At 65.5% G+C, this 13,007-nt stretch carries 13 protein-coding genes; 5 read left to right on the top strand and 8 right to left on the bottom strand.

Annotated elements, in window-relative coordinates; translation table 11 throughout:
- Positions 1 to 59: 59 nt before the first annotated feature.
- Positions 60 to 2,042: a replication restart helicase PriA gene (priA, locus tag AB7D48_RS02500; protein WP_427975736.1), complete on the bottom strand. Its 1,983-nt coding sequence runs from the start codon at positions 2,040 to 2,042 to the stop codon at positions 60 to 62.
- A 45-nt stretch (positions 2,043 to 2,087) separates the two neighbouring features.
- On the opposite strand from priA, the gene fsa reads away from it, so the two are divergent.
- Genes fsa through AB7D48_RS02480 form a run of 4 tightly spaced genes read left to right on the top strand, consistent with a single transcriptional unit; the run spans position 2,088 to position 5,180 of the window.
- The gene (gene fsa, locus AB7D48_RS02495) at positions 2,088 to 2,744 is read left to right on the top strand and encodes a fructose-6-phosphate aldolase (RefSeq protein ID WP_427975735.1); all 657 of its coding nucleotides are present in this window, start codon (positions 2,088 to 2,090) and stop codon (positions 2,742 to 2,744) included.
- Complete coding sequence (locus AB7D48_RS02490) at positions 2,737 to 3,639, top strand: tyrosine recombinase XerC (protein ID WP_427975734.1); 903 nt, start codon at positions 2,737 to 2,739, stop codon at positions 3,637 to 3,639. Before fsa ends, AB7D48_RS02490 begins: the two co-directional genes overlap by 8 nt.
- Before the next feature lie 53 nt (positions 3,640 to 3,692).
- Positions 3,693 to 4,373: a phosphoribosyltransferase gene (locus AB7D48_RS02485; RefSeq protein ID WP_427975733.1), complete on the top strand. Its 681-nt coding sequence runs from the start codon at positions 3,693 to 3,695 to the stop codon at positions 4,371 to 4,373.
- Between the two features lie 9 nt (positions 4,374 to 4,382).
- Positions 4,383 to 5,180, top strand: coding sequence for a sulfite exporter TauE/SafE family protein (locus tag AB7D48_RS02480; RefSeq protein WP_427975732.1), 798 nt, complete (start codon positions 4,383 to 4,385; stop codon positions 5,178 to 5,180).
- A gap of 84 nt (positions 5,181 to 5,264) precedes the next feature.
- Here the strand turns inward: AB7D48_RS02480 and atpC are convergent, their stop codons facing one another.
- From atpC to AB7D48_RS02450, 6 genes are all read right to left on the bottom strand, one after another.
- Positions 5,265 to 5,684 (bottom strand): ATP synthase F1 subunit epsilon, encoded by a 420-nt coding sequence (gene atpC / locus AB7D48_RS02475; protein WP_427975731.1) that lies wholly within the window; start codon positions 5,682 to 5,684, stop codon positions 5,265 to 5,267.
- A gap of 3 nt (positions 5,685 to 5,687) precedes the next feature.
- A complete protein-coding gene (atpD, locus tag AB7D48_RS02470; RefSeq protein WP_427975730.1) occupies positions 5,688 to 7,118 on the bottom strand; it encodes a F0F1 ATP synthase subunit beta in 1,431 nt (476 codons plus the stop codon).
- Positions 7,119 to 7,128: 10 nt separating this feature from the next.
- A complete protein-coding gene (locus tag AB7D48_RS02465) occupies positions 7,129 to 8,016 on the bottom strand; it encodes a F0F1 ATP synthase subunit gamma (protein ID WP_427975729.1) in 888 nt (295 codons plus the stop codon).
- A 4-nt stretch (positions 8,017 to 8,020) separates the two neighbouring features.
- On the bottom strand, positions 8,021 to 9,553 hold the full coding sequence (gene atpA / locus AB7D48_RS02460) for a F0F1 ATP synthase subunit alpha (protein WP_427975728.1): 1,533 nt from the start codon (positions 9,551 to 9,553) through the stop codon (positions 8,021 to 8,023).
- 1 nt (position 9,554) lies between these two features.
- Positions 9,555 to 10,118 carry an ATP synthase F1 subunit delta gene (atpH, locus tag AB7D48_RS02455; protein ID WP_427975727.1) on the bottom strand — a complete coding sequence of 188 codons (564 nt, stop codon included), beginning with the start codon at positions 10,116 to 10,118 and terminating at the stop codon, positions 9,555 to 9,557.
- 141 nt (positions 10,119 to 10,259) lie between these two features.
- Positions 10,260 to 10,829, bottom strand: coding sequence for a DUF2889 domain-containing protein (locus tag AB7D48_RS02450; protein ID WP_427975726.1), 570 nt, complete (start codon positions 10,827 to 10,829; stop codon positions 10,260 to 10,262).
- Between the two features lie 143 nt (positions 10,830 to 10,972).
- Here AB7D48_RS02450 and AB7D48_RS02445 point away from each other — a divergent pair, with 143 nt between their 5' ends.
- Positions 10,973 to 12,352: an MFS transporter gene (locus AB7D48_RS02445; protein WP_427975725.1), complete on the top strand. Its 1,380-nt coding sequence runs from the start codon at positions 10,973 to 10,975 to the stop codon at positions 12,350 to 12,352.
- Here the strand turns inward: AB7D48_RS02445 and AB7D48_RS02440 are convergent.
- Positions 12,349 to 12,990: a phosphoribosyltransferase family protein gene (locus AB7D48_RS02440; RefSeq protein ID WP_427975724.1), complete on the bottom strand. Its 642-nt coding sequence runs from the start codon at positions 12,988 to 12,990 to the stop codon at positions 12,349 to 12,351. The two genes, AB7D48_RS02445 and AB7D48_RS02440, sit on opposite strands and share 4 nt — an antisense overlap.
- Positions 12,991 to 13,007 lie beyond the last annotated feature (17 nt).

The raw sequence follows: 13,007 nt of genomic DNA, 5'->3' as shown, positions 1-13,007 counted from the left end.
TTCGGCTCTAGCCTCTGACGCCGAAGATTCAAAGTGCCGTGAGGCGCGCATGAACCGACTTACATGAATGAAACAGGATCCACGTCCACATCCAGTTTCGCGTTGCGCGGAATCGGCACCCGCGCCAGCCAGGCCCGCAGCAAAGGCTGCACGGCGATCTCTCTGGGGGTCTTCAGCAGCAAGCGGCGGCGGTGGCGCCCGCGCAACAGCGCGATCGGCGCCGGGGCCGGGCCCAGCACCTCAACACCGAGCTGGCGCGGTGCCGCGCGGGCCAGGGCGCGGGCAAGCTGGTCGGCCAGGCGCTCATCCTCGGCACTTACGATCAATGCGGCCAGCCGTCCGAAAGGCGGCCAATGGCCGGGGCGGCGCAAGGCTGCCTCCTGTTCCAGAAACGCCGGCAAATCGCCAGAAAGCAGCGCCTGGATCACCGGATGGGACGGGTCGTAGCTTTGCAGCAGCACCCGGCCCGGCGCCTCGGCCCGCCCGGCGCGCCCGGCCACCTGGTGGAGCATCTGCACCGTATGCTCCCCCGCGCGCAGATCCCCGCCAGCCAGTCCCAGATCCGCATCCACCACCCCCACCAGGGTCAGATGCGGAAAATGCCACCCCTTGGCGACCATCTGCGTGCCGATGATGATCCCCACCTCCCGGTCGGCGATTCGCCGTGCCGCCTCCGCCGCCTGGGCCGGGCCCACGATCATGTCGGAGGCCATCACCAGCGCCTCGGTTTCAGGAAACAGCTCCGCCACCTCCTCGGCGATGCGTTCCACCCCCGGACCGATGGGCACGAAGCTTCCCTCCGCCTCGCAGCTGGGGCAACGCGCGGGCCGTTGCATCGTGTATCCGCAATGATGGCAGGACAACCGCGAGGAGGCCCGGTGTTCCACCAGCCAGGCCGAACAATGCGGGCAAGAGAGCCGGTGCCCGCAGGCACGGCACAATGTCAGCGGCGCATAACCGCGCCGGTTCAGGAACAGCAGCGCCTGCTCGCCGCGCGCCAGCGTCTCGCGCATCGCCCCCACCAGCAAGGGGGACAGAAACCTGCCCCGCTCCGGCGGCGCCTCGCGCAGATCCAGCGCCTCCATGCGCGGCAGCGCCGCCCCGCCATGGCGCGCGGGCAGATCCAGCTTCTTGTAGCGCCCCTGAGCGACATTCTCCGCGCTTTCCAGGCTGGGGGTGGCGCTGACCAGCAGCACCGGCGCGCAACAGAACTTGCCGCGCACCACCGCCATGTCCCTGGCATTGTACATCACCCCTTCCTCCTGCTTGAAGGAAGTCTCGTGCTCCTCGTCGACCACGATTAGCCCCAGCGCGGCAAAAGGCAGAAACAACGCCGAGCGCGCGCCCACCACCACATCCGCCCGCCCCTGCGCCACGGCGCGATAAGTCTCGCGCCGCCGCGCCGGGGTGAGTTCCGAATGCCAGACGGCCGGGCGCGCGCCGAACCGCGCCTCGAAACGGGCCAGCATCTGCACCGAAAGGGCAATTTCCGGCAACAGCACCAGCACCTGTTTGCGATGCCGCAGCGCCTGCGCCACCGCCTCCAGATAGACTTCCGTCTTGCCGGAGCCGGTGACACCGTCCAGCAGCGTGACGGAAAATTTTTCCGCCTCCACCTCGGCACGCAAAGCCACGGAAGCTTTTTCCTGAATCGGCGACAGCACCGGCCCCGCCAAGTCCGGGTCCGCGCCGCCGAACGCATATGCCCGGGCGCGTTTGGGACTTGGCGCCAGCAGCTTCTCCTTCAGCGCCATCGCCAGCACATCGCCGCGCGGCGCGAGCGTGTATCCCCCCACCCAATCGACGAAACGGCGCAAATCATCCGGCATGGGCGCAAACGCCAGCACCTCCGTGACCGGGCGGGTCTTCACGTCAGGATCCGCCGGATCGTCCCATACAACCCCCACCACGCTGCGCCGGCCCAGCGGCACGCGCACCAGCGTACCCGGCGGCAACAAATCCGCCGCCTCATAGGTAAAGGCCATGTCGAATTTATAGGGGAGCAAAATGCTGAGGCGGGTTGTCCGTTGAGGTTGCTCCATGCTGTATGCTCTTAACCAGAGACCCTGTTCACCGGAAAGCCATCAATGAAATTCTTTGTCGATACCGCCGAAATCTCCGAGATCCGGGAGCTTGCCACCACCGGCCTGCTGGATGGCGTCACCACCAACCCCTCCCTCATCGCCAAATCCGGCCGCAAGATCCTGGATGTGATCGCGGAGATCTGTGAAATCGTCCCCGGCCCGGTGAGCGCCGAGGTCGCCGCCACCGAATATAAACAGATGCTGGCCGAGGCCGAAGTGCTGAAGAAGATCGCCCCGAACGTGGCGATCAAGGTGCCCCTGACCCCGGATGGGCTGAAGGCCTGCCATGCCCTCTCCCAGGAAGGCACGATGGTCAATGTCACCCTCTGCTTCTCCCCCGCCCAGGCGCTGCTGGCCGCCAAGGCCGGCGCCACCTTCATCTCCCCCTTTGTCGGCCGGCTGGACGATATTGGCCAGAACGGCATGGAACTGATCGCCGACATCGTGACGATCTATAATAATTACCCGAACCTGAAGACCGAGGTGCTCGTGGCTTCCATCCGCAACCCGATCCATCTGATCGAGGCGGCGAAGATGGGGGCGGATGTCGCCACCATTCCGCCCGGCGTGATCAAGCAGCTTTATGGCCATCCGCTGACCGACAAGGGCCTTGCCGCCTTCCTGAAGGACTGGGCCGCCACCGGCCAGAGCATTGTCTGACACGCTGCTTCTTGAATTTTGTTCCTGGCTCGGCGGCGAACGCCGGGCCGGCGCAAAGACCGTCGAGACCTATGCCCGCGATGTGCGGGGGTTTTTGTCCTTCATCGCCGGACATACCGGCGAGCAACCCGGCCCCCAGACACTCGGCGCGTTGCGCGCGGCGGATTTCCGGGCGTTTCTGGCCAATGCCGCCAGGGCCGGAGACATCAACGCCACCCGCGCGCGCAAGCTCTCCGCGCTGCGCACCTTTTTCCGCTATCTGCATCAGCGCCATGGGGTGGACGGCACGCAGCTTTCCCTCATCGCCCGGCCACGCCCGCAACGCACGCTGCCCAAGGCACTGACCCCAGCCGACGCGCTGAACGTGAGCGAGGATATAGGCGAAGCCACCAGCACCGCCATGGAGCAGGCGCGCGATGGCGCGCTGATGCTGCTGCTCTACGGCGCCGGGCTGCGGATTGCCGAGGCGCTGGCCCTGAATGTGGGAGATCTGCCCGCACAGGACGACGCCCTGCGCGTGACCGGCAAGGGCGACAAGCAGCGAATCGTGCCGCTGCTGCCCGCCGTGCGCGCCGGCATCACGGCCTGGCTGAAACTGCACCCCAATCCAGGCCGGGACGAGCCGCTCTTCGTGGGGGTGCGCGGCGGACGGCTGAATGCGGGGGTGGCGCAAAAAAACCTGCGCGATTTCCGCCGGCTGAACGGGCTGCCCGAACACGCCACCCCGCACGCGCTGCGCCACAGCTTTGCCACCCATCTGCTCGCGGGCGGGGCGGATTTGCGCTCTATTCAAGATCTTCTGGGCCATGCCAGCCTCTCCACCACCCAGCGTTATACGGATGTGGAGAGCAGCCAGCTCATGGAGATTTGGCGCAAGGCTCATCCACGGGCATGACCGGCACCGCCCGCGGCGATGGACAAGCCCACGCGCGCACGTAACCTGGGCGCATGAACACGCTTTCCGACACACCGATTCACGGCGAGGATTTCTGGCAAAATATTCTGCCGCCTGGCGCCCATGCCCCGCCAGGGGCCCATGCCGCGCCCCTGCCGGACGGGCGGGTGCTGCTGCTGCCCATCCGGCGCTTGCGGGACGGTGTGAGCGGGCTCGCCTCCCTTATCATCAACCAGGCCAGCTTTGCGGTTCTGGACGAGCTGGCGGACATATTGGCCCAGCGCCTGGCCCGCCACAGCCCCGAACTGATCGTGGGGCTGCCAACCCTGGGCCTCACCCTGGCGGCGGCCGTGGCCCAGAAGCTGGGCCATACGCGCTATGTCCCCTGCGGCACCAGCGTCAAATTCTGGTACCGGGAGGATCTGTCCGTGCCGATTTCATCCGTGACCACCCCCGATCAGGCCAAGCGCCTGTTCATCGACCCGCGCATGCTGCCATTGCTGGATGGGCGGCGCATCGCCCTTGTGGATGACGTGCTCTCCACCGGGCGCTCCATCGCCGCCGGGCTGAAACTGCTCGAAAAATGCCAGGCGCGCCCCGTGGCGATCGGCGCCGCGATGCTACAGACCGAGCGCTGGCGCGAGGCCGTGGCGGATTACCCGGTGGAAACCGTGCTGCGCACGCCGCTGCTGCGGCTTGAACTTGCCCATTGCCCTGGCCCGCCCCATGTGTAATGTTAACCTATGACTTTACTAGGATATTCAGGCTTCGAGCCCGGCTACGCCGCTTCCGGCCTTTTGGTGGGGCTTCTGGTCGGCGTCACCGGCGTGGGCGGCGGGTCGCTGATGACCCCTTTGCTTGTCCTGCTTTTTGGATTTCATCCGTCCACGGCCGTGGGCACCGACCTGCTCTTCGCCGCGGCGACCAAGACGGTCGGCACCACCATCCATAGCGCCGGCAAAACGGTGGATTGGCAGATCGTGCGCCGGCTCGCCATCGGCTCCGTGCCGGCCACAATGCTCTGTCTCGTCGCCATGGCCTATGTGGGGGCCTCCAGCAAGGCCGTCACGGATCTGATTTCCGTGGTGCTGGGCGTTTCCCTTATGATCAGCGCCCTCTCGCTGCTGTTCAAGGAACAGATCCTGCGGGCCATCAGCCGGCGCTATCCTGATTTCGGCACCCGTTCCTCCGCCCGGCTCACGATTCTGACCGGTGTGGTGCTGGGTGTCCTCGTCTGCCTGTCCTCTGTCGGGGCCGGAGCGCTCGGCACCATCGCCCTGATCATTCTCTATCCCCGCCAGCCGATGGTCAGGATCGTGGGATCCGACATCGCCCATGCGGTACCGCTGACCCTGCTGGCGGGAATCGGGCATTGGTTTCTGGGAACCATCGATTTTCATCTGCTGGCGATGCTGCTCGTCGGGTCCATCCCCGGCATCATCATTGGCAGCCTGACCGCCCGTTATGCGCCGGATGCGCTCCTGAAAACCTGCCTGGGCATCATCCTCGCCATTGTCGGCTTCAGGATGCTGGTGAAATAAAACAGGCGCCTCCCGCGTGAAAGGCGCCTGTTTGGGCTGAAATCGTTCAGGGTTTTTGAAAAACCCGGAGTTTGAAAAACCCGGCTAGGCGGCGGTGGCGCTGGGAGGAATGCTGTCCAGCATCGCCTGGGCGGAGATCAGCTTGTCGGATGCCTCACGATAGGCATCCTCATCGTTCGGATCCACCGCGTCATAAGCGGCCTTCGCCTCGTCCAGGGCCTGCTGAGCCAGGGCCGGGTCGATATCCGCCTGACGGATGATCTCATCCGCCAGCACCGAACAGCGTGATTCGGTGATTTCGGCGAAGCCGCCGGTCACGAAGAACCGGTCGGTGATCACCTTGTTCTCATAAATATCGACCAACCCGCCACGCAGCGAGGTGACGAGCTTGGAATGGCCCGGCAGGATGCCGAGATCGCCTTCCGTTCCCGGAATCACGACCATGTCGACATCACGAGCCAGGAGCAGCCGCTCCGGATTGACGATTTCCAGGGCCAGGGGCATGGATCAGACCTTCGCCGCCAGGGCCTCGGCCTTGGCGATCGCCTCGTCGATGGTGCCGACCATGTAGAAGGCCGCCTCCGGCAGATGATCGTAATCGCCCGCGACAATCCCCTTGAAGGCGCGGATCGTGTCCTCGACCTTCACGAACACGCCCGGCGTGCCGGTGAAGACTTCGGCCACATGGAAAGGCTGGGAGAGGAAGCGCTCGATCTTGCGGGCACGGGCCACCACCAGCTTGTCGTCCTCGGAGAGTTCGTCCATGCCCAGAATGGCGATGATGTCCTGCAAGGATTTGTAGGTTTGCAGGATGCGCTGCACGTCGCGCGCCACCTTGTAATGCTCCTCGCCGACGATGCGCGGGTCGAGCGAGCGGGAGGTGGAATCCAGCGGATCCACGGCCGGGTAGATGCCCTTCTCGGCGATGGCGCGGTTGAGCACCGTGGTCGCGTCCAGATGGGCGAAGGTGTTGGCCGGGGCCGGGTCGGTCAGATCGTCGGCGGGCACGTACACGGCCTGCACGGAGGTGATGGACCCCTTCTTGGTGGAGGTGATGCGCTCCTGCAAGGCGCCCATGTCGGTCGCCAGGGTCGGCTGATAGCCCACCGCCGAGGGGATGCGGCCCAGCAGGGCGGACATTTCAGCGCCCGCCTGGGTGAAGCGGAAGATATTATCCACGAAGAACAGCACGTCCTGGCCTTCCTGGTCGCGGAAATATTCGGCCATCGTGACGCCGGAAAGGGCAACGCGCGCGCGCGCGCCCGGCGGCTCGTTCATCTGGCCATAGACCAGCGCCACCTTGGAGCCGGCCGTGTCTTTCTCGTTCAGCTTGATGACGCCGGCATCGACCATTTCATGGTAAAGGTCATTGCCCTCGCGGGTACGCTCGCCCACGCCGGCGAACACGGACACGCCGCCATGGCCCTTGGCGATATTGTTGATCAACTCCTGGATGAGCACGGTCTTGCCCACGCCCGCGCCGCCGAACAAGCCGACCTTGCCACCCTTGAGATAGGGGGCCAGCAGATCCACCACCTTGATACCCGTCACCAGGATCTCGGCGGAGCCGGCCTGCTCCTCGAAGGAGGGAGCGGCATTATGGATCGGGCTATGAGCGGTGGCCTCGATCGGGCCGCGCTCGTCGATCGGCTCGCCGATCACGTTCAGGATGCGCCCCAGCACACCCGGGCCAACCGGCACGGAGATGGCGGCGCCGGTATCGGTCACGGACTGGCCACGGACCATGCCGTCGGTCGTGTCCATGGCGATGCAGCGCACGGTGCGCTCGCCAATTTCCTGCGCCACTTCCAGCACCAAGCGGCGCTCGCCAATCTTGGTTTCCAGCGCGTTCTGGATGAAGGGCAGCGCGCCGTCGAATTCCACATCGACGACCGCGCCATTGATCTGGGTCACTCGGCCGGTGTTGTTGCTTGTCATCTCTCTGTCCTCAAACGGCTTCCGCGCCGGAAATGATTTCGGTCAGCTCGGTGGTGATGTTGGCCTGCCGCGCGCGGTTATAGCTCAGCGTCAGTTTCTTGATCATCTGGCCGGCATTGCGGGTGGCGCCATCCATGGCGGTCATCTGCGCGGCATAGAACCCGGCGGCGTTCTCCAGCATGGCGGCATAGATCTGCACCGCCAGATTGCGTGGCAGCAGCCGGTCCAGCAGCGTGCCGTCATCGGGCTCCACCTCGTAATTATGCTCCATCTCCCCGGCCTGCGCATTATCGTTGGCGGTGGGGGCGGCCGTCGGGATCAGCGGCTGCTCGAAAGGTGTTTGCGTCATCACGCTGTGGAAGCGGTTGAAGACCAACGTCACCACATCGTACTCGCCAGCCTTGAAGCCGCGAATGATCTCCTGCGCCACCTCTTCGGCATCCGTGAAGGAGACTGTTTTCTTGCCGACAAAATTCTTGTTGCCGACGATCAGCCCCTCCATGTCGCGGCGCAGCGAATCGTTGCCCTTGCGGCCCAGCGTGAAAATCTTCACGGCCTTGCCCTCGGCCTTCAGGGCCGCCGCCTTCTGGCGCACCTGCTTGGCGATGTTGGCGTTGAAGGCGCCCGCCAGGCCACGGTCGGAGGTCACGGCCACCAGCAGATGGGTCTGGCTTCTGCCGTTGCCCACCAGCAATTTGTTGCCGTTCGGGTTGCCCGCCTCGGAAACCGCCAGCGCCGCCAGCATTTCCGCCATGCGCACGGCATAAGGGCGCGACGCCTCGGCCTGCGCCTGCGCGCGGCGGAGCTTGGCCGCCGCCACCATCTTCATGGCGCTCGTGATCTTCTGCGTCGATTTGACGCTGTTGATCCGGTTGCGCAGGGTTTTCAGCGAGGGCATGGGCTTATCCGAAGATGCGCAGCAGGTTCTCGATGAAGGCGATCAGCGCCTTCTCGGTCTCCGGCTTGATCTGCTGGTCGGTCTCGATGGCCTTCACGATCTCGGGCGCGTTGGCCTTGATGTCGGCGATCAGCTGGGTTTCGAACGCCCCCACCTTGTCCACCGCGATGCCGTCCAGATAGCCACGGGTACCGGCGAACACGGAGATCACCTGCTCGGCGACCGAAAGCGGCTTGAATTGCGGCTGCTTCAGCAGCTCGGTCAGGCGCGCGCCACGGGCCAGCAGCTTCTGGGTGGCGGGATCGAGATCGGAGGAGAACTGCGCGAAAGCCGCCATTTCACGGTACTGCGCCAGGTCCAGCTTGATCTTGCCGGCCACCTGCTTCATCGCCTTGATCTGCGCGGCGGAGCCGACGCGCGACACGGACAGGCCCACATTGATGGCCGGGCGGATGCCCTTGAAGAACAGCTCCGTCTCCAGGAAGATCTGACCGTCGGTGATGGAGATCACGTTGGTCGGAATATAGGCCGCCACGTCGCCGGCCTGGGTCTCGATCACCGGCAGGGCGGTCAGCGAGCCCGCGCCATATTCGTCGGACATCTTGGCCGCGCGCTCCAGCAGGCGCGAATGCAGGTAGAACACGTCGCCCGGATATGCCTCGCGGCCCGGCGGGCGGCGCAGCAGCAGGGACATCTGGCGGTAGGCGACGGCCTGCTTGGAAAGATCGTCATAGCCGATCAGCGCATGCATGCCGTTGTCACGGAAATATTCGCCCATGGCGCAGCCCGCATACGGGGCCAGATACTGCATCGGCGCCGGATCGGAGGCGGTGGCGGCGACGACGATGGAATATTCCATCACGCCATATTCCTCCAGCGTGCGCACCAGCTGCGCGACGGTGGAGCGCTTCTGCCCGACCGCGACATAGATGCAGTAGAGCTTCTTGCTCTCATCGTCCGTGGCGTTGACCGCCTTCTGGTTGATGATGGTGTCGATGATCAGGGCGGTCTTGCCGGTCTGGCGGTCGCCGATGATCAGCTCGCGCTGGCCGCGCCCGATGGGCACCAGCACGTCGATGGCCTTGATGCCGGTCTGCATCGGCTCATGCACGGATTTGCGGGGAATGATGCCCGGCGCCTTGGTCTCGACCAAGCGGCGCTCAGTGTACATCACCGGCCCCTTGCCATCGATCGGGTTGCCCAGCGCGTCCACCACGCGGCCCAGCAGCCCCTTGCCGGTCGGCACGTCGACAATCTCGCCCGTACGGGTGACGCTGTCGCCCTCGCGGATGGACTTGTCGTCGCCGAAGATCACGACGCCGACATTGTCGGCTTCGAGGTTCAACGCCATGCCCTTCAGCCCGGCATTGGGAAAATCCACCAGCTCTCCGGCCTGCACATTGGCCAGACCGAACACGCGCGCGATGCCGTCACCCACGGAGAGGACCTGGCCGGTTTCAGCCACATTGGCTTCGGTGTCGAAATCCGCGATCTGACGCTTCAGAATCTCGGAGATTTCGGCGGGACGGATCTCCATATCAGGCAGCTCCCTTGAGAGAATAATTCAGCCGGTTAAGGCGGGATTTGAGACTGGTGTCGTATAGCTTGTCGCCGATCTGCAGGCGCAGGCCGCCCAGCAGCGCCGCGTCCACCCGCTCGGTCAGACGGACGGTGCCAAAGCCGGACTCGGCCAGACGCGCCCGCAGCTGGTGGCGCTGCGTGTCGTTCAACGGGTGGGCGGAGGTCACGGCGGCCACCACCTCGCCACGGCGGGCGGCGGCATAGGCGGCGAATCCATCGACCAGCATCGCCAGGTCGCGCAGGCGGCGATTGGCCACCACGACCCCGACGAAATGCCGGACAAGCTCGGAAAACCCTTGAGCGGCCAGCGCCTCTTCCAGCACCGGCCCGGCCTTCGCCACATCCGTCAACGGGTTGGCGACCAGCGCGGCCAGCGCCTCGCTTTCCTTGATCAGGCGGGCCAGCGCCGCCATCTGATCGACCGTTTCATCCAGCGTGCCCCGCTCGGCGGCCAACGCATACAGCGCCGCAGCGTAGCGCGCGGAGAGGCCATTGACACCCGTGCCCGTGATCTCGACCAAAGTTCTTCCCGCCTTAATTGCCGTGCTCTGAAATATATTGCCTCCGGAGAGGCTCGGCGGGGCAGTAACATAGGGTTTCCGCCGCAGCAAGGCCATAAGTGACCTTCCGCGCCAAACGTGACATAGCCGTGACGGACTGTCTCAGTTTGACGCAGGCGGTTTCTCCTGCGCCAGCAGCCGCGCCACCACGGGGCTGGTCTCCTCATAGGCATGGCAACTATTGAGCAAACCCGGCGCGAGACCGGGGTTATCCTGTTGTCTGGAGCCGTCGAAAGCATGGTTCAGCAGGCTATACTGGGTCTGGTAGGCCGTGGTCGCCACGGGCTGAAGCAGCTCGCGCAGATGGGTGCACCCCTCCACCCCGCCAAGACGCAATGAAACCGCCTTGAGAAACCCCTTACCGATCTTTAATCCCACCAGCCGCTCCATCTTGGGCGCCGCCTGGGGGCAGATCCCGTAGGGGGTGAAATCCATCGCCGCCTCGCAGGCGGTGATCTCCAGCTCATCCGGGGTCAGCGTCATGCGAATCCACATATCGTGGACCGGCTCCCCGGCGGGGATCATGCTCCTGTCGACATTGCCCGCGCTATAGGTTTTCACGTCGGTCATCCGCGCATCGATCTCGATCTGCCCGTCCTCGCGCACATAACCGCGAAGCTGAATGTCGCGCAGATGCAGCAGGCGGCGCGATGAGGCGGAGGGAAGGGGCATGGTCGTCTCTGTCCTTTGTGTGGTCTTGAGGCTGTCTGGTCTTGAGTCTGAATCTTGCAGGGCGGTCGACCCCGCGGGATCTTGCCCATTGCAACTGCCATGGCCAAAAGCGTCAGCACAACTGCATAAAAGGATGACCAGCCATGGAGGGGGAGCTCCAGCCGCGCGCCTACAGCCACGCCGAGCGCCTGCGCGTGATCCATGGCGTCCTGCTGTGCGTGCTGCTCGCCGCCATAGACCAGACCGTGGTGCTGCCCGCCATTCCGCAAATGGCGCGGACCCTGCACGGCACCACCCATCTGTCCTGGGTGGTTTCGGCCTATCTGCTCACCGCCACCGCCACCACGCCCATTCATGGCAAGCTGTCGGATCAGTTCGGGCGGGCGAAAATTCTGATCCCCTGCCTGCTGATCTTCATCCTGGCCAGCATGGTCTGCGCCAGCGCCGGGTCGGTTCCCATGCTGCTGCTGGGCCGCGCGTTGCAGGGCATGGGCGGCGGCGCGCTGCTGGCGGTTTCGCAATCCGCCGTGGCGGATGTGGTCCCCCCGCGCGAGCGCGGACGCTACCAGGCCTGGTTCGCCTCCATCTGGGCCCTGGCCTCCGGCGCCGGACCCGTGGTGGGAGGATATATCGCGCAGCATTTGTCCTGGCGGTTCATCTTCTGGGCCAACCTGCCGCTGGGCGCGCTGGCGCTCGCATTATGCCTGCGCGGACTGCCGAATTTGCCGGTGGCGGGGCGGCGGGCGCGAATCGATATTGGCGGAGCGCTGCTGCTGATGGGCAGCACCACCCTGCTGCTCTGCGCCCTGAGCCTGGGCGGCGTGGATCTGCCCTGGCTCTCATGGCGCGAAGCGGCCCTGGTGCTGCTGGCACTGGCGGGCTTCGCGCTGTTTGGCGCGCAACAACGCCGGGCTGCCCACCCCTTGCTGCCGGGCAGCCTGCTTCTGCGGCTGCGGCTGGTCGTCGCCCTGGCCTGGCTCAACACCAGCGCCATGTTCGCCGCCATCTTCATGTTTCCCTTGCTGTTGCAGCAGTTTTTCCACGCCGCGCCGGCCCGCGCGGGCATCGCCCTGGTGCCGTTTCTGCTCAGCGGCGCCGCCGGCGCCTATGCGGCGGGGCAAACCACGCGCCGCACCGGCTGGATCCGCCCGATCTTCGTCATGGGGCTGACGCTGGCGAGCCTAGGCTTCGCCCTGATGGCGGCCGCGCCCCTCGCCCGGCCCGTGGCCGTGTCCGCCCTGCTGGGATTCGGACTTGGCATGCTGAACCCGACCACGCTGATCGCCGCGCAGAGCCTCGCCAAGGTGGAGGAGCTGGGCATCGCCACCGGCATGCTGCTGCTGCTGCGCGCCATGGGCGGCGCCTTCGGCGCGACGCTGGCCGGCGCGGCCCTGGATGGGGGGTTCCACGACCCGATCCTGGGCTACCGGCTGGGCTTCGCCTTCTGCCTCGCCCTGACGCTGTGCGGCTTACTGATCATGCTCCGCGCGCCGGAAATCAAATTGCGCGGCGGCCCGGATTAAGTGCCCGGAATGGGCCGCCACACGCCGCCCGCCGGCTGGAATTGCGGAATATGCGCCAGCCCATGCACCAAGGCGGCATCCGCGCCCAGCGCGGCCTCCCACTCATGCGCCTCGGTCAGCACGGCGCCGGCGCCGACGATCTCCGCCCCCGCCTTGCGCAGCAACGCCAGCGCGCCAGCCAGGCTGGAGCCCGAAGCCACCACGTCATCCACCAGCAGCACACGCTTGCCCGCCAGCAGCGGCACGGCCCGGCGGTCCAGCAGCAGCTTCTGGACACCGGCGGAGGTGATGGAGGTGATGTCCTGCGTCAATGCGTCGCGCAGATGCAGCTTCGGCGATTTTTGCAGCACGACGTAACGGTCCAGCCCCAGGGCGCGGGACACCTCGATGGCCAGCGGAATGCCCAGCGTGGCCGGACCGACCACCACCTCCGGGCGCGCGGACGCGAAATGCGCCGCCAATCTCGCCCCGGCATGGGCGACGAATCCCACCCCCATATCGATCAGCATCATCAGTGAAATGCCGAAATCCGGCTTGATGGCGACGATCGGCAATTCGACCGCCCAGCCCTCGACATCCAGATGGTGGGTTTGCCCCGTGAAAAGTTCCGCGTTCCGCGAAGTCGCTCCGTCGGCCAAAATGATCGCTCCCGATG

This window comes from Acidocella sp. (assembly GCF_050253495.1).
Taxonomy (GTDB): Bacteria; Pseudomonadota; Alphaproteobacteria; order Acetobacterales; family Acetobacteraceae; genus Acidocella.
Note: the sequence above shows the minus strand (reverse complement) of the source record. Positions and strands in the feature narration are given on the sequence as shown.